The 15,564-nt window shown below is 63.9% G+C and carries 16 protein-coding genes; 7 read left to right on the top strand and 9 right to left on the bottom strand.

The annotated features are described in order from the left end of the window. Positions 1-65: 65 nt before the first annotated feature. Positions 66-1,397 (bottom strand): dihydroorotase, encoded by a 1,332-nt coding sequence (locus tag EN874_RS22365; protein WP_127427322.1) that lies wholly within the window; start codon positions 1,395-1,397, stop codon positions 66-68. 77 nt (positions 1,398-1,474) lie between these two features. Here EN874_RS22365 and EN874_RS22360 point away from each other — a divergent pair, with 77 nt between their 5' ends. The 6 genes from EN874_RS22360 (at position 1,475) to EN874_RS22335 (ending at position 8,232) form a co-directional block, all read left to right on the top strand. Then, a complete protein-coding gene (locus EN874_RS22360) occupies positions 1,475-2,350 on the top strand; it encodes a folate-binding protein YgfZ (RefSeq protein ID WP_127427321.1) in 876 nt (291 codons plus the stop codon). Further along, entirely contained in the window at positions 2,350-3,003 is a 654-nt protein-coding gene (locus EN874_RS22355) for an HD family hydrolase (protein WP_127427320.1), read from the top strand. The genes EN874_RS22360 and EN874_RS22355 overlap by 1 nt, the downstream gene beginning before the upstream one ends. A gap of 225 nt (positions 3,004-3,228) precedes the next feature. Then, on the top strand, positions 3,229-4,059 hold the full coding sequence (locus EN874_RS22350) for an oxidoreductase (RefSeq protein ID WP_127427319.1): 831 nt from the start codon (positions 3,229-3,231) through the stop codon (positions 4,057-4,059). A 64-nt stretch (positions 4,060-4,123) separates the two neighbouring features. Beyond that, on the top strand, positions 4,124-5,167 hold the full coding sequence (locus EN874_RS22345; RefSeq protein ID WP_127427318.1) for an AraC family transcriptional regulator: 1,044 nt from the start codon (positions 4,124-4,126) through the stop codon (positions 5,165-5,167). A gap of 168 nt (positions 5,168-5,335) precedes the next feature. Continuing rightward, a complete protein-coding gene (locus EN874_RS22340) occupies positions 5,336-5,917 on the top strand; it encodes a methyltransferase domain-containing protein (RefSeq protein WP_127427317.1) in 582 nt (193 codons plus the stop codon). 176 nt (positions 5,918-6,093) lie between these two features. Continuing rightward, on the top strand, positions 6,094-8,232 hold the full coding sequence (locus tag EN874_RS22335; RefSeq protein WP_127427316.1) for an EAL domain-containing protein: 2,139 nt from the start codon (positions 6,094-6,096) through the stop codon (positions 8,230-8,232). 22 nt (positions 8,233-8,254) lie between these two features. On the opposite strand, the gene EN874_RS22330 is transcribed toward EN874_RS22335, so the two are convergent. Next, positions 8,255-9,145: a fatty acid desaturase family protein gene (locus EN874_RS22330; RefSeq protein WP_127427527.1), complete on the bottom strand. Its 891-nt coding sequence runs from the start codon at positions 9,143-9,145 to the stop codon at positions 8,255-8,257. 111 nt (positions 9,146-9,256) lie between these two features. On the opposite strand from EN874_RS22330, the gene EN874_RS22325 reads away from it, so the two are divergent. Next, complete coding sequence (locus EN874_RS22325) at positions 9,257-10,168, top strand: LysR substrate-binding domain-containing protein (RefSeq protein ID WP_127427315.1); 912 nt, start codon at positions 9,257-9,259, stop codon at positions 10,166-10,168. A 3-nt stretch (positions 10,169-10,171) separates the two neighbouring features. Here EN874_RS22325 and EN874_RS22320 read toward each other — a convergent pair whose 3' ends face one another. The 7 genes from EN874_RS22320 to EN874_RS22290 all read right to left on the bottom strand — a co-directional run bounded on the left by EN874_RS22320 (position 10,172) and on the right by EN874_RS22290 (position 15,508). Continuing rightward, entirely contained in the window at positions 10,172-10,444 is a 273-nt protein-coding gene (locus EN874_RS22320; protein ID WP_127427314.1) for a DUF3303 family protein, read from the bottom strand. 171 nt (positions 10,445-10,615) lie between these two features. Further along, a complete protein-coding gene (locus EN874_RS22315; RefSeq protein WP_127427313.1) occupies positions 10,616-12,079 on the bottom strand; it encodes a RimK family protein in 1,464 nt (487 codons plus the stop codon). Positions 12,080-12,083: 4 nt separating this feature from the next. Continuing rightward, positions 12,084-13,181, bottom strand: coding sequence for a peptidase C39 family protein (locus tag EN874_RS22310; protein ID WP_127427312.1), 1,098 nt, complete (start codon positions 13,179-13,181; stop codon positions 12,084-12,086). Between the two features lie 200 nt (positions 13,182-13,381). After that, a complete protein-coding gene (locus tag EN874_RS22305) occupies positions 13,382-14,176 on the bottom strand; it encodes an anti-sigma factor (protein ID WP_127427311.1) in 795 nt (264 codons plus the stop codon). Further along, positions 14,173-14,691, bottom strand: coding sequence for an RNA polymerase sigma factor (locus EN874_RS22300; protein WP_126085039.1), 519 nt, complete (start codon positions 14,689-14,691; stop codon positions 14,173-14,175). Before EN874_RS22300 ends, EN874_RS22305 begins: the two co-directional genes overlap by 4 nt. 161 nt (positions 14,692-14,852) lie before the next feature. Beyond that, positions 14,853-15,269 (bottom strand): type II toxin-antitoxin system VapC family toxin, encoded by a 417-nt coding sequence (locus EN874_RS22295; protein ID WP_189394131.1) that lies wholly within the window; start codon positions 15,267-15,269, stop codon positions 14,853-14,855. Beyond that, positions 15,266-15,508, bottom strand: coding sequence for a type II toxin-antitoxin system VapB family antitoxin (locus EN874_RS22290; RefSeq protein ID WP_040972040.1), 243 nt, complete (start codon positions 15,506-15,508; stop codon positions 15,266-15,268). Before EN874_RS22290 ends, EN874_RS22295 begins: the two co-directional genes overlap by 4 nt. Positions 15,509-15,564: the final 56 nt, after the last annotated feature.

Here is a 15,564-nt window from a genome sequence, read left to right as displayed (position 1 = left end):
AGGCTGTTGTTTTGGCGCAATCGCGGACGGAAAACCGTCTCACACGTTCCCTGGAATTGCTCTAGCTAGGCCGGCAGCGCCTCGGAAAACTCCACCGCCCTGCCCTGGCCGGGCGTGACGATTTCGCCCTCCCACATGACGCGCGTGCCTCGCACGATGGTGCCAACCGGCCAGCCGGTGACCGGCTTGCCGTCATAGGGCGTCCAGCCGGCCTTCGAACCCGCCTGCGCATTGGTGATGGTCTCGCGGCGCTTCATGTCCACGACGGTGAAATCGGCGTCGTAGCCGGCGGCGATGCGGCCCTTCCGCGCCATGCCGAAAATGCGCTGTGGGCCGTGGCTGGAGAGGTCGACGAAACGCTGCAGGGTGAGCCGGCCGGCATTGACGTGATCGAGCATGATCGGCACCAGCGTCTGCACGCCGGTCATGCCTGACGGCGAGGCCGGATAGGGCTTTGCCTTATCGGCGAGCGTGTGCGGCGCATGATCGGAGCCCAGCACGTCGACGATGCCTTGCGCGATGCCGTGCCAGACGCCGTCGCGGTGTTGCGCCGCCCGCACCGGCGGGTTCATCTGGATCAGCGTGCCGAGCCGCGCATAGTCGTCGGCCGAGAGCGTCAGATGATGCGGCGTCGCCTCGCAGGTGGCGACATCCTTGTGCTGCTCAAGGAAGAGGATTTCCTCGGCCGTCGAGATGTGCAGCACGTGGATGCGGGCGCGCGCCTGCCTTGCGATGCGCACCAGGCGCTCGGTGCAGCGCAGTGCCGCGATCTCGTCGCGCCAGACCGGATGGGACGAGGGATCGCCCTCGACGCGGAGCCCAAGCCGCTCGCGCAGGCGGAATTCGTCCTCAGAATGGAAGGCGGCGCGTCGGCGCGTGTTGCGCAGGATGGAAGCGACGCCTTCGTCATCCTCGACCAGCAGGTCGCCGGTGGACGAGCCCATGAACACTTTTATGCCGGCAGCGCCCGGCAGCCGCTCCAACTCGCCGGCATCGCCGGCATTGTCGCGCGTGCCGCCGACCCAGAAGGCGAAGTCGCAATGCATGCGGTTCGTGGCGCGCCGCACCTTGTCGGCAAGGGCGGCCGCGCTGGTGGTCAGCGGATTGGTGTTGGGCATCTCGAAGACGGCGGTGACGCCGCCCAGCACGGCGGCGCGGGAGCCGGTCTCCAGATCTTCCTTGTGCTCCAGCCCCGGCTCACGGAAATGCACTTGGCTGTCGACGACGCCGGGCAGGATGTGCAGGCCCTTGCAGTCGACGGTCTCGCCGGCCGATGCCTGGCCGAGATCGCCGATGGCGGCAATGCGTCCGGCCTTCACGCCAACGTCGCGCCGGCCTTCGCCGTCATGGTTGACAACCGTGCCACCTGTCAGGATGAGATCGAAGGTGGTTGCCATGGACAGGTCCAATCTCTTGCGGGGGGAGTGTGGCCGGCTTACGTAATGACCGAACGTTTTGCAAGATCAGGCCGCTCATGCCCTTTGCCCTGCTGAAAGACCGCGCGCTCATTTCCGTGTCAGGCCCGGATGCCGAGCATTTCCTGCAAAACATCCTCACCACCGATCTCGATGCGCTCGGCTCGGGCGAGGCAAAGCCGGGCGCGCTGCTTTCGCCGCAAGGCAAGATCCTGTTCGATTTTCTGGTCTCGCGCGCCGGTGAGGACGGCTTCCGGCTGGAGTGCCGGGCCGACATTGCCGACGATTTCGTACGCCGGCTGATGCTCTACCGGTTGCGGGCAAAGGCCGAGATTGCCAAGCAGGATCAGGTGCTTGTCACGACCGCATGGGGCGATGATTCAACCGCTTCATATCTTGATTCAATCGGGGCTGATTCAACATCGCTCGTCGACGCCCGTTTCCGCGACGTGGCGGTCAGACGCGTCCACGGTGGTTCGGCGGAGGGCGGCGACCTCGACGCATGGCTGGCCCTGCGCATCGCCAACGGCATTGCCGAGAGCGGCAGCGACTACGCGCTCGGCGACGCCTTCCCGCACGACGTTCTGCTCGGCGAGACCGGCGGCGTCGGCTTCAAGAAGGGCTGCTATGTCGGCCAGGAAGTGGTCTCGCGCATGCAGCACCGCGGCACCGCGCGCCGCCGCGTGCTGATCGCCGCTGCCGCCGGCGCGCTACCCGCGACCGGCACGGAGGTGACCGTCAATGGCCGGCCTGTCGGCACTCTTGGCTCGGTAAGCGGCGGACGCGGCCTCGCCATCGCCCGCATCGACCGCGTCAAGGCGGCGCTTGATGCGGGCGATGCGATCATGGCCGGAAACGTCCCGGTGACGCTCGCGATTCCCGCCTGGGCCAAGTTCTCCTTCCCGCAGGATGCCGTCAGCGCGGAGGAAGCCTGATGGCGGCCGACAGGGCCGGAGCGCCGCCGCGCGCCTGGCAACGCATGCTGTCGGGGCGCCGGCTCGACCTGCTCGACCCCTCGCCGCTCGACATCGAGATTGCCGACATCGCGCACGGGCTCGCCCGCGTCGCCCGCTGGAACGGTCAGACCAGCGGCGATCACGCCTTTTCGGTGGCGCAGCATTCGCTGCTGGTCGAGTCACTTTATGGCGAGCTTGCGCCGGCCGCTTCCGCCGAGGCGCGGCTCGCCGCGCTGCTGCACGACGCGCCCGAATATGTCATCGGCGACATGATCTCGCCGTTCAAATCGGTGATGGGCGGTTCCTACAAGGACTGCGAGCTCAGGCTGCAGCGCGCCATCCATCTGCGCTTCTCGCTGCCGGCCGAGCTCGGCGCGACCTTGCGCAAGGACATCAAGCGCGCCGACCAGATCGCCGCCTATTACGAGGCGACGCTGCTCGCGGGCTTCTCGACGGCTGAAGCGACCGAATATTTCGGCCGGCCGCGCGGATTTTCGGCCGACCGCTTCGACTTCACGCCGCGCTCGGTGACCTGGGCGCAGACGGCATTTCTGAAGCGTTTCGCGACGCTTGAGGCTGAACGACAGGCTTTCCGTGCGATCAATTCCACTGCGCAAAAAACGCTTACTTGATATGCGACCGTCACCGCACCGGTAGCTCGCCGCCGAGATGAGCCGCGGCCTAAAATCTATCGGCAATCGAACCAATCGCAGCAGCTATTCAACCATCTGTCCGCCCTTGGATTGAGCATGAAGAGCGGCAAGTTTTGGCGTAATCTGCTACTCTCATGGCGTGTTTCGTCAATGAAATTGCGGGCGCCCGATTTTAGATTCTGGTCAAGCAGATGAGAGGCAATCATGTTTGACAGACAGAAAAAGACAGCCCTCGTGACCGGCGCATCGTCCGGCATGGGCAAGGAAATCGCAAAGCGCCTGATTCAGGACGGCTTACAAGTCTATGTGGCCGCGCGCCAGATGGAGAAAATGGAAGATCTGGCGGCGCTCGGCGCGCGCCCGCTGTGCATGGATATTTCCAAGAACGAAGAGATCGAGGCGGCCGTCGCCAGCATCCTCGCCGAGGTCGACGGGGTCGATGTCCTCGTCAACAATGCGGGTTTCGGGCTCTACGGGCCGGTTGAGGATATCGACATCGACGAAGCGCGTTATCAGTTCGAGGTGAACGTTTTCGGCCCGGCCCGGCTGACGCAGCTCCTGCTGCCGGCGATGCGCAGGAAGAAAGCGGGCACGATCGTCAACATCACCTCGATGGGCGGCAAGATCTACACCCTGCTCGGCGCGTGGTATCACGCGACGAAGCACGCGCTTGAAGGCTGGTCGGACAGCCTCCGGCTCGAGCTCGCTCCCTTCGGCATCAAAGTCGTGGTCGTCGAGCCCGGCCTGATCGAGACCGGATTCGGCGATGTCGTCGCGGACGGGCTTCTGAAACGATCCAGTACCAGCGCCTATGCAAAGGTGGCCCAGGTGGTGGCGAAGACGACGAGAGCGAGCTACGGCCATGGACTTGGCAGCCATCCCCGCGTCATCGCCGATGTGGTCTCGACGGCCGTGCGTTCGGCTAGACCGCGGACGCGCTACGCCGCCGGCAAATATGCAAAAATGATGATCGGCGTCAGGAAGTGGTTGGGCGATCGGATGTTCGACCGGCTTATCCTCAGCCAGATGCGGTGAACGGCGCAAAAGCAAGCCTGGAAGCTCTTCAACGGGCCGTGCAAGGACAGCGAGGGAAACCTGCATGAGCGGAGTTCCGGGCGACAAATGCAAGGTGCCACGCGCATTCTGGCGAGCCGTGGAGGGTATCGGCCTACCTCCGCGCGCCGTGTTGCGGCAGGCCCGGCTTCCCGCCGCCCTTCATCTCAACGAATACGCCTTTGTCACGACCGTTCAGTATTTCGCTCTCTGGAAGGCTCTCGAAGAGCTGTCCGCTGAACCGGCTCCAGGCATAAAGCTGGTCCAAGCCGCCGACACCGCGATCCATCCACCGTCGACTCTCGCCGCCTTTCACGCGCGCGACTACCGTGACGGCATCGCCCGGATTGCGCGCTTCAAGCGGCTCTGCACACCCGAGCATCTCAATGTCGCCGAGGAGAACGGCGAATGCACAATAAGCTGCGAATGGCCTTACGCCACCGAGCCGGCACCCGCGATTGCCACCGATGTCGCCTTTGCCTTTCTCCTCGAACTCGGCCGGCGGGGGACGGGACAGCATCTTACTCCTCGCCGCGTCGAATTCGCGCGTGCCGATCCGAAGAGCGACGTGCACCGGGACTATTTCGGATGTCCGGTCCGCTACGCAGCACCGCGCGACCTGCTCGTCCTGCGGTCCGCCGACCTCGATCGGCCGTTTCCAGGTCACAACCCCGAGCTTCTCGACATTCTCACGCCCGCCCTTGCGGCCGCGCTCGGTGAACTCAACGCGCAAAGCTCGACCAGCGAACAAGTCAAGGTCGTTCTTAAGAGAAGCCTGGCGAGCGGAAGGCCAGAGCTTTCCGGCGTCGCGTGCGAGCTTGGGATGAGCGAACGCACGCTGCAGCGGCGGATAACGGAAGAAGGAGCGAGCTTCCGCGAGCTTCTCGTCAGCGCGCGAAAGGAACTCGGCCGGCAACTCTTGTCGGATCCTTCTGCCGATATCGACGAAGTCGCCTGCCTGCTCGGTTACCAGGATGCGAGTTCCTTCTATCGTGCGTTCCGGGAGTGGGAGGGCACGACCCCCAATCGTTGGCGGGAACTCAATTTCGATGGCTTCAAGCCGGCGGCTTCAGGCAGCTTCCTGCAATAGCGAAGGCTGACCAGCGGCGTTTCGCAGGTCCGCTCGCAATCCTGAAATGCGTTACGCCATTGGCGTTCTCCGCAAGTTCGTTGGCGCCCTCCGTTACTGCGACGCACCCGTCCCAAGCGCTATCCAAATCCCCGTCGAATGCTCACTGGCCTTCTTTCGAGGAGAACGATGCAAGGCGATTTCTGGATGTTCTTTCGGTCCTGGATGACCGCGCCCCTCCGTGTGGCGGCGATCGCGCCGTCCGGCAACGCGCTGGCGAGGATCATTACGCAGGACATTACGCCGGGGATAGGACAAGTAATCGAACTGGGACCGGGCACCGGCGTCTTCACAGCTAAACTGCTTGAGCGCGGCGTGCGGCCGGAAGACCTCACCTTGGTTGAATATGGCGCGAACTTCGCAACGCACCTGAAATCGCGATTTCCTCGGGTGCGCGTGCTTCGAATGGACGCCTCCGAAGTTGGGGAGATCGAACTGCCGAGCGGCACGCCGGTCGGCGCAGTCATAAGCGGCCTGCCACTGCTAAGCATGCCTGATCAGAAGGTGATTGCGATCCTGGACGGTGCATTTGCGCACCTGAAACCGGACGGAGCATTCTATCAATTCACCTACGGCCCGCGATGCCCTGTCGCGCGACCGATCCTCGAGGGATTGGGTCTTCAAGCAACACACATTGGTCGTACGATGCTGAACGTCCCACCTGCGGCGGTCTACCGGATTTCGCGGCGACGAGCCTTGCGCCAACACTGAAGACTGATCCAGCAAGCATTCTAAGACTCGGTGGTGCATGTTCATTTTCTGGCGACTGAATGCGCCAGAAGCCAAACGCCAGGTCTTCCTGCTGTCAATTCCGTCAAGTGAAAGAACGCTAAATTAACCGGCGGCCACGACAGTAGTGCGTTCAGTCACGGTCAGCAGGCGCGCTCATGCCCGTCGCTCATGTCAAGGCTGGTTCGGCCGCAGGCAGGCGGAAAGCAACCCGTATTGGTCCGGCTCGACGAATAGCTGAGGAACTGCGCGCGCAGAACGAGCGCTTTTCGGCGGCCGTCGAGAACATGTCGCATGGGCTGTGCATGTTCGACGCCGAAGAGCGGATGATCATCTGCAACCGAAACTACATCGACCTGTTCCGCCTCGACGCCAAGGTGGTGAAGCCCGGCATCCCTTTCTTCGACATCCTGCAGCACAGCGTCGATATCGGAGTCGCCTCGCAAAGCGCCGAGAAGCTTTATGCCGCTCGCAAGCCTTACATCGACGGCGCGAAGCCCTCGACCTATGAAGAGACGCTGGCGGACGGGCGCATCATCGTCATCTCGCACCGGCCGCTGGCCTCCGGCGGCTGGGTGTCGATCTACGAGGACGTGACCGTGCAGCGGCGCGCCGAAGAGGAGCTGAAGGAGCAGCACCGCCGCTTCGACGCCGCTTTGGCCAACATGTCTCAAGGCCTGCTGATGTACGACGCCGACGGCAAGATGATCGTGCGCAATCAGCGTTTTCTGGAACTCTACAACGTCACCGCGGCGGACTTCCCGTTCGGAACGACGCATCGCGACGCGCTCGAACGGCTGCTGGAGCTCGGCATCTATACCAAGCTCGACGTCGCCAGCGAAGTCGCCAAGACCGAAGCCTGCCTGCAGGCGGGGAAGATGCATTCGACTTACCGCTATCTTTCCGACGGCAGGACCTTGCTCGTCGTGCGCCAGCCGATGGGCGGCGGCTGGGTGGTGACCTTCGACGATGTCACCGAGCGTCGCCGCGCCGAGGAGCGCATGACGCATCTTGCGCATCACGACACGCTGACCAACCTGCCCAACCGTTCGATGTTCCGCGAGCGGCTCGACCAGGCGCTGAGCGAGGCCAAGATCGCGCCGCTGGCGATCTTCTCGCTCGACCTCGATCGCTTCAAGGCCGTCAACGACACGTTCGGGCATCCGGCAGGCGACTGGCTGCTGAAATGTGTGGCCGAGCGCCTGCGGCGCTGCCTGCGCAGCGACAAGGACGTGGTGGCGCGATTCGGCGGCGACGAATTCGCCATCATCCAGTCCAATATCAAAGGCACCGCCGATGCCGAAAAGCTTGCCAAGCGCATTATCGAGGTGATCGGCAGGCCTTATCGCGACAAGGGCCGGGAGATGCATGTCGGCGTCAGCCTCGGCATCGCGCTCTATCCCGCAGACGGGCAGGATGCCGACACGCTGCTCACCAATGCCGACATGGCGCTCTACCGGGGCAAGAGCGAAGGCCGCAACATCTACCGTTTCTTCGAGCCGGGCATGGACGCCATGGTGCGGGAGCGCCGGGCGCTCGAGGCCGATCTCGAAGCCGCGCTCCCCAGGCGCGAGTTCGAACTGGACTACCAGCCGATCCTCGACATCGCTTCGGGCGACATCGTCGGCGCCGAAGCGCTGATGCGCTGGCGCTCGCCGTCGCGCGGGCGGGTATCGCCGGAGGATTTCATCGCGGCGGCCGAGGAGACAGGCCTGATCGTGCAACTCGGCGACTGGGCGCTGCGCAAGGCCTGCGGCGTGGCGGTGGGCTGGCCGCAGGAGATGCGCATGGCGGTCAACGTCTCGGCTGCCCAGATCAAGAGCGGCGGTTTCGCCCGCAGCGTCGTCTCGGCGCTTGCCTTTTCCGGCCTGCCAGCCAGCCGGCTGGAACTCGAAATCACCGAAACGGTGATGATGGATGAGAGCGATACGGTGCTGAGGACGCTCGGCCATTTGCGCGGGCTCGGCATCCGCATCGCGCTCGACGATTTCGGCACCGGCTATTCCTCGCTCGGCTATCTGCGGCGTTTCCCGGTCGACAAGATCAAGATCGACCGCTCGTTCATCCGCGACCTCGACAGGCGCGAGACCGCGGCGATCGTGCGCACCGTGATCGGCCTTGGAGCGGAGCTCGGCATCACCGTCACCGCCGAAGGCGTCGAGACCGAGGAACAGCTGGACATGCTGCGCAAGGCCGGCTGCGGCGAGGCGCAAGGCTATCTGATCGGCGTGCCGGCCAAGGCCTCGGAGATGACCCGGCTGCTGCGTTCGCAGGCGCAGCTGCGCCGGTCCGGCTGACGGCGGAGATTTCTGTAGCCCGTCAGCGCAGAGTCTCGATGTATCTCTCGTGGAAGCTCACATAGCCGGGCTCGACCACCTTGAGATGGCGCTCGATCAGCCGATGGAACGCCGGCAATTGGTGGAATGGCACGCCGGGATAGGCGTGGTGCTCGGCATGGTAAGGCATGTTCCAGGCGAGCTTGCGCACGAACCAGTTGGTCAGCGTCGTCCTGGTGTTTTCCAGCATGTTGGCAACGAAGGGGCAGCGGCCATGTTCGGCCAGCAGGTAAAGCCTGAGGAAGGGCTGCCCGAGCAGCGCCGGCACGATCCAGACGTAGAGCAGCACGCTTGCCTTGAACCAGACGGCTAGCCCGAGGACCATGACATAGAAGGCGATCATCGCCCGCGCCTCGGCCTGCACTTTCGGCAAACCCTTCGGCGGCACATAGCTGTCGCGGCAGCGGCCGCCGGCATTGGTATAGAGGGTCTTGAAATGCCCCCACCATACCGGCAGGCCCGAGACGTGGACAATGTACTGCCGCAAGGTCTCCGGTTTCGGGAAGGCCAATTCCGGATCGTTCTGCGGATCCTGGGTGAAGCGGTGATGGGCGAAGTGAAAATAGCGGAACCAGTCGGCGGGCAGCGCGATCGCCAGGCTGCAGAGCCGCGCGACGGCATCGTTCAGCCACTGCGTCTCGAACGCCGTCCTGTGCACGGTCTCATGCAGCAGCGTGAACAGGAACACGATCAATATCCCCTGCGGCAGCATCAGGAGAGGCCAGAACGGCACCTTGGCCGCGATTAGCGCGCCGAGACCGACGATGGCGCCGAGATGGAGGGCGAACTGGAGGAGGCCCGGCCAGTCCGACTTGCCGGTCAGCCGGCTGCGCTCCGCATTGCTCAGCGAGGCGATGACGTCGCGGTGATCGATGGGTTCGTTGCGGTCGATTGCATTCATGAAACCAGCCTACTTAGAAAGAAACCTTTCGAAAAACGAGGAATTCTGCAAAATAGATAAGCTTAACTTATCTTTGTGGTCGTCATGGTCGCACTTCCTTCCCTGCGCGGACTTCAGGCCTTCGAGGCGGCGGCGCGCACCGGCAGCTTCGCCGCGGCGGCGGAAGAACTGTCGGTCTCGGCGGCCGCTGTCAGCCAGCTCATCCGCACCGTCGAGGAGCAGATGGGCCGCAAGCTGTTCCACCGCGTCAACCGGCGCGTCGTGCTCACCGAGGCCGGCGTCGAGATGCTGCCCAGGCTCACCATGGCCTTCCGGGAGATCGGCAGCGTCGCGCGCGATGTCGGCGATGCGTTCCGGCCGAGGCTCGTCATTTCGGTGCCGCCTTCGATGGCGATGGGCTGGCTTTCCGAGCGGCTCGCCGGCTTCGTCGCCAGCCACGGCGCCGCCGACATCTCGCTCAGAGGCGACGACGACCCGGTGCCGTTCGATCATGAGCTGATCGACATCCGGCTTTCCTACGGTCCGCATTATCGCGAGCATCCGACCGAGGAGATCGTCCAGGACGCCGTCTATCCCGTCTGCACACCCAGCCTTGCCGGCGCAATCAAGCCGGAAAGCCTCGCCGGCCTGCCCTTGATCCACACCGACTGGGGACCGACCGGCGCCGCCTTTCCGTCCTGGCGCAACTGGTTCGAGGCGGCCGGCATCGAGCCAGGCCGGGCGGCGCAGCGCGGCCTTTCCGCCAACTCGTCGCGGGCAGCACTCGACCTCGCCATATCGGGGCTCGGCGTGGCGCTGGCGCAAGGCATTTATTGTGCCCAGGCGCTGGAAGACGGCAGGCTTGTGCGGCCGATTGCCCGAGCACTGGACCTGCGCCAGCCCTATTGCCTGACGATCCCCGAGCGCAGCGCAAGGCGCGACGTGGTGGCGGCGTTCCGCCAATGGCTGGTGGGGGAATGCGTGCGCGCGGTCAGATCTCCGGCGCTCATCGCCTAGCAGTCAGAGATGCCCCGCCAGCGCCGCGACCATGTCCTTGCTGGTGGCGACGGGCACGATCTCGAACTCCACCAGATCGGCCCATTCGACGACCCAGCGCTGCAGCAGCGTGACCTCATCGGTCTCCACCAGCATGAAGCAGCGGCCCATGTCCCCGGCGATCCAGCTGTGGTGCACGACGAGCTCGTCCGGCTTCAGCCGGCCCTTGTCGCGGAAGCGGCGGTAGATCTCCTTGCGATCGCAGCCGGCAAAATCCTCGATCACGAAGAACAGCATTCTTTCCCTCAGGTTTGAACGATCGGGAACTGGAGAACTGAAGAACTGGAGAACTGAAGAATTGGAGCGGTTAGAAGGGCCGTCAGTCACTTCATCAGTTCCTCAGTTCCCCAGTTCCTCAGTTCTTCAATTCCTCAATTCCCCAGTTTCTCAATTCCGCTTCTCCGGCCGCTACTTCTCCGGCCGCTCCAGGCGCTCCAGGAACCATTGCGTCAGCCGCACCCAGAGCTCGTCCTTCTCGCCGGAATCCTCCCAGCCATGGTCGAGATTGGGGTTGTCGTTGACCTCGATGACGAAGACGCCGTCCCTGGTCTCCTTGAGGTCGACGCCGTAGAGTCCGTCGCCGATGCACTTTGCCGCCTTGACCGCCGTCTCGACGACATGCGGCGGCGTCTGCTTCAGCGTGAAGGTCTTTATGCCGCCCTGGTCGGGCTTGCCGTTGGCCTTGTGGTTGACGATCTGCCAGTGCTTCTTGGCCATCAGGTAATGCACCGCAAACAGCGGCTGGCCGCCGAGCACGCCGACGCGCCAGTCATATTCGGTCGGGATGAACTTCTGCGCGATGAGGAGGTCGGAATCCTCCAGCCACTCGGTCGCGAGCTTGGTGAGCTCGGCCAGGTTCTCGCATTTCTTGACGCCGCGCGAGAAAGAGGAATCCGGGATCTTCAGCACCAGCGGGAAGCCCAGCGTCTGCGCCGCGACTTCGAGATCCGAGGTGCCGGCGATCATCACGGTCGGCGGCACCGGCACCTTGTTGTAGGTCATCAGCTCGTTGAGATAGACCTTGTTGGTGCAGCGGATCATCGACAGCGGGTCGTCGATCACCGGCATGCCTTCCTGCTGGGCGCGGCGCGCGAAGCGGTAGGTGTGGTTGGAGATCGACGTCGTCTCGCGGATGAACAGCGCGTCGTAGTTGGCGAGCTTGGCCAGGTCCTTCCTGGTGATCGGCTCGACTTCGACGCCCATCTTTTCGGCGATCCTCGCCCAGTAGCGCAGCGAGGAAATCTCTGACGGCGGCAGTTCCTCATGCGGATCGACCAGCGTCGCAAAGGTATAGCGCGCCGGCGTGCGGCCCTTGGTGTCGCGCCATTCGCGATTGGTGTAGGTCTCCAGGCACTGCAGGAAGGAGGCCTCCTCCTCGTCGTTCATGCGGGCGAGCGGCAGGAAGCCGATCTTGCGGATCGAGGCCCATTCGGCGCTGTCCTTGATATGGACCTCGAGCGCCGGGGCGCGGAACCAGTCGAACAGGAGCTTGGTGAAGCGATCCCACACTTTCGACGGCCCGATGCCGAAGAAGACCGCGACCTTCGACGGGAAGGTGCCGCCGAGATCCTTGCGGCATTTGTTGAGCGCGAGCTCGAGTTCCGGCAGCGCGTGCTCGTAGAGCTTGCGCTCCGAGAGATCGATCATGGTCTCGACGGTCGGGATCACCTTGTGGCCGCGCGAGCCGGCAAGCAGCGAGGCATAGTAGCCGCGGCTCTGGTAGCCGTAATTGTTCGACAGGTTGATCACCTTCGGCCGCTGGCCGCGAAACAGCGCCGGGTGCGCGAGATAGTCGCGGTTGGTGATGATCTTGTGCGGCGTCGCCACCTGGTCGAGATCGTTCTGCCGGCCTGTAAGGATGACCCAGGTCATTGTTTCAACGTTTTCCCAGAGTGATCGCGGCGCGCAAGCCGTCACGGCCGAACTGCGCCATATTCATGAAGATGCCGTAGGGCACGGGGATGTTGGCGGCGTCGAGGATGGTCTCCTGCCTTTCGTCCTCGACCCAGGGATCGTGGATCAGGATATGGTCGCCGTCGTCGCCGATGGCGAGCACCCAATGCGGCACCTTCTTGCCGAACATCAGGAAGCCGCTGATCAGCACCAGCAACAGCTTGCCCTCGCCAAGCGCCGAGCGGATGTCGTCGATGCCGAACGGACGGTAATTCACCGGGATGCCGTAAAGTTCCGCGCGGCGGCGGAAGTCGACCTGGGCGAGCTCCATCACCCGGCGCTTCTCCTCGCTGCGCACCGACTGCAGAAAGAGCGCGCCGTGGAAGGAGACGAAAATCTCGGCGGCGAGCCCGCTTTCATAGCCGGCAACCGCCAGGCCGAAAGGCTCGCAGCCGCCCGGCCCCGACATCATGAAGACGGTAGTCGCCTCGCGCCACAGGCGGATTTCCATGACCGGGTCGGGCACGAAGCCGCGGTCGAAATTGGCCATCGCCATCATCAGGCAGCAGGGGCCGCAGGTGAACTCGCAGGTCTGCTGGTAGAATGGCACCCGGGTGGCGGTCGGGACATCGCCGCGCAGCGTCTTTTCGTAGCGCAGCGCCGTGGCGCCGTCCTCGTAATAGTCGGGCTCGCGGCCAATCTTGCGGTAGCCGGCCTGCTCGTAGATGCGGATGGCGCGCTGGTTGTCCTCGCGCACCTCGAGCCTGAGCATCATGCGGTCGTGCTCATAGGCCGCCTCCTCGGCCGCGGCCAGCAGTTGCCGGCCGATGCCGAGACTGCCGAAGAAAGGACCGACGGCAATGGAATAAAGCCGGGCCACGCCGCTGCCCTTGCGAAACAGCACCACCGCGTAGCCGGCGACATGGCCGTCATTCTCGGCCACCAGCATCTCGGCGGTCTCGCGCTCGATGAACTGGCGAAAGGAGCGGCGGGAAAGCCGGTCGCCCGAGAAAACGGCCTTCTCGATGGCGGCGAGGTCATCGACGTCTGACGCGCGGGCCTTGCGGATCTCGGCAGGCATACGGGCTTTGGGAGAACCTCGGATTGGGTTTAATGAAATGGCCCCGGCAATACCAGCCGAAGAGCCGGTATTCATCAAGCGCTATCGCTCCTTGATTTGGGCTGAATTGTGACACTTTCGGCGGCGGCAAGGAAGCGCGAAGCGTTTGAACAAGATCGCTGTTTGGATGGGCTGCCGGCTGCGGAAAACGCAGCCGGGTCTCAGCTCGAAATACCGGCCAGAAGCTGGCCATAGGCTCTCTTGGCGACCGCCGACAGGCGCTCGGGCGGCAGCGAGCCGACGACGGCGCAGCCATAACCCTTGTCCAGCCAATAGACCGCCTCGGGTCCGTCCGCCTCGGCACTGTAGGTGCCCTTGGTGGTCTGCGACGATTCGGCGGTGACGAAGAGCGAGATGCGCTCGCCTTTGGCGTCCTCGTAAAGCAGCATCGCCGCCTTGCCCTGGTCGCCGGCGGGCAGCAGCCGCCCGCCGACAAGCTGGAAGCCTTCCGCTGCGAGATCGGGCGCGACCAGCTTCAACCCTACACGGTTGGACAGCCAGGTCTGCAGATGGTCCTTCTCGCTTGCCGGCACCTCGACCGCATGACGCTTCTCGGCGGCGTAGATGACATGGGCGGCGATCGCCTGCTCGGCAAGCTGGTCGTCGCTCTCGTTGATTCGGCCGATGCCGTCGATGCCCGCGACATAGCCACCGAGCCCGCCGACCATCAGCACGGCGGCGGCCGCGGCCGAAAGCCACCAGCGCGAACGCCAGGCGGGCGCCCTCGCCGGCGCTTCGCCCAGCACCGCCTGACGCAGCCTCGCCGGCACCGGTTCGTCCATCACACCGGCCAAGGCGGCGCGGAGCGCCGCGCGGTCGGCGATGTAGCGGGCGCTCTTCGCCTTCATCTCGGGATTGGCCTCGAGCCAGGCGTCATAAGCCACGCGCTCCTCGCCCGGCAGCTCGCCATCGAGGGCCATGTGGATATCGCGTTCGGAGAAATCGCGCCGGGTCATCGCTCGACAATCCTTATCGAGCGGCGGCGCGAGGAATCGTCCAGCAGGCCGCGCAGTTCCTCGCGGCCGCGCGCGATGCGCGACATCAGCGTGCCGGCCGGCACGCCGAGGATGTTGGCGGCCTCGGCGTAGGAAAAGCCTTCGATGGCGACCATGACCAGCGCCGCGCGGCGATCGGGGCTGATCGCCTGCAGCGCATCCATGATCTCGCGCGAGGCGACGGTCTCGACCTGATCGGCGGGCGCGGACTGGGCTTCGCCGGCTTCCAGAGGCAGCATCGCCGCCTCACCGCGCCGGTTCACCTTCCGCATCTGGTCGATGAACAAGTGATGCATGATCGTAAACAGCCACCTCCTGGGGCTTTCTCCAGTCTGCCAGTTGTCGAGCCGCACAAGCGCGCGCTCCAGGCAGTCCTGGACGAGATCGTCGGCGGAATCGCGGTCGCGCAGCAGCGAGCGCGCGTAGCGCCGCAAACGCGGTATCTCGCTCAGGATCGCTGCCTTCTTGTCGTCCATGACGGCTTGTTTCGAGATCGTCTTCCATCCGATTGAACGCGCCTTTCCGGCGCGGCGCAAGCAGCCAGCGCGAAGCGGCTAACCCGCTCCGGTACCCAAGCACCTTAACAACGCCGGCGGATGGCGGTTTATTCCCGGCTATCCGGTTGTCGAAGCTATATTTATGCCAAATCCGTCTGCAGAAAATCACCGCCCTTGTAGAGCAGCGGAACGTCAAGCGCCTTGGCGCAGGCGTAGGCGAAGCAGTCTCCTAGATTGAGATAGGCTGGATGGTCGACCGCTTTGCCATAGCGGGTGCCGGCGTCGATGGCTCGCGAGCCGATGTCTTCGTCGATGACCACATTGTGGGCGTTGATCTCGACAATGAATGTATCGACTAGATCAGCTGCTGAGAGCATTTCGGAGGTCGGCTTTTTGGCACCAGCGCTCGTTTGTCCAAGTGCGAGCGTCGCTTCAAGTCGAACAAGCGCGGAAATATATAGAGGACCGTCGGCGCCGACTATTTGCTTGAGCAGTTGCTCCCAGCCTGGCTCCTTGGCGAGAATCGCTACGATCACCGACGCATCGACGAACATCAGTCTTCCCACATCTCGTCCATGAACGCCTTCATGTCGAAGTTGGGATCGGACGGTCCCAATGCAGCAGCTTGTGCCTGAAGAATGGCAATCCTTTCGCGCAGCGGTTTGCGGGCGCGATTGCGCTCGAGCTCGTGCAAAAGCGCGGTCCGGACCGCTTCGGTCTTGCTTGGAGCATTTGTCTCGCGCTGCAATTTCGTGGCCAGCGCATCCACCTCGTCGTCGCGGATGTAGAGCGGCATTTGAATATCTCCTGTTGAATATTCATATATTCCATTTTGAATATTCATACAAGGAT

Origin of the sequence: Mesorhizobium sp. M1D.F.Ca.ET.231.01.1.1, assembly GCF_003999155.2 — a bacterium.
Lineage (GTDB): Bacteria > Pseudomonadota > Alphaproteobacteria > Rhizobiales > Rhizobiaceae > Mesorhizobium.
This window is presented reverse-complemented; position numbering and strand designations above follow the sequence as displayed.

What these genes read in the sequence shown, in the direction of transcription:
- EN874_RS22305 (WP_127427311.1), bottom strand. Translation starts at nt 14,176, where the DNA reads ATGACCCGGCGCGATTTCTCCGAACGCGATATCCACATGGCCCTCGAT.
- EN874_RS22355 (WP_127427320.1), top strand. Translation starts at nt 2,350, where the DNA reads ATGGCGGCCGACAGGGCCGGAGCGCCGCCGCGCGCCTGGCAACGCATG.
- EN874_RS22360 (WP_127427321.1), top strand. Translation starts at nt 1,475, where the DNA reads ATGCCCTTTGCCCTGCTGAAAGACCGCGCGCTCATTTCCGTGTCAGGC.
- EN874_RS22350 (WP_127427319.1), top strand. Translation starts at nt 3,229, where the DNA reads ATGTTTGACAGACAGAAAAAGACAGCCCTCGTGACCGGCGCATCGTCC.
- EN874_RS22340 (WP_127427317.1), top strand. Translation starts at nt 5,336, where the DNA reads ATGCAAGGCGATTTCTGGATGTTCTTTCGGTCCTGGATGACCGCGCCC.
- EN874_RS22300 (WP_126085039.1), bottom strand. Translation starts at nt 14,691, where the DNA reads ATGGACGACAAGAAGGCAGCGATCCTGAGCGAGATACCGCGTTTGCGG.
- EN874_RS22310 (WP_127427312.1), bottom strand. Translation starts at nt 13,181, where the DNA reads ATGCCTGCCGAGATCCGCAAGGCCCGCGCGTCAGACGTCGATGACCTC.
- EN874_RS22320 (WP_127427314.1), bottom strand. Translation starts at nt 10,444, where the DNA reads ATGCTGTTCTTCGTGATCGAGGATTTTGCCGGCTGCGATCGCAAGGAG.
- EN874_RS22290 (WP_040972040.1), bottom strand. Translation starts at nt 15,508, where the DNA reads ATGCCGCTCTACATCCGCGACGACGAGGTGGATGCGCTGGCCACGAAA.
- EN874_RS22335 (WP_127427316.1), top strand. Translation starts at nt 6,094, where the DNA reads ATGCCCGTCGCTCATGTCAAGGCTGGTTCGGCCGCAGGCAGGCGGAAA.
- EN874_RS22315 (WP_127427313.1), bottom strand. Translation starts at nt 12,079, where the DNA reads ATGACCTGGGTCATCCTTACAGGCCGGCAGAACGATCTCGACCAGGTG.
- EN874_RS22345 (WP_127427318.1), top strand. Translation starts at nt 4,124, where the DNA reads ATGAGCGGAGTTCCGGGCGACAAATGCAAGGTGCCACGCGCATTCTGG.
- EN874_RS22365 (WP_127427322.1), bottom strand. Translation starts at nt 1,397, where the DNA reads ATGGCAACCACCTTCGATCTCATCCTGACAGGTGGCACGGTTGTCAAC.
- EN874_RS22325 (WP_127427315.1), top strand. Translation starts at nt 9,257, where the DNA reads ATGGTCGCACTTCCTTCCCTGCGCGGACTTCAGGCCTTCGAGGCGGCG.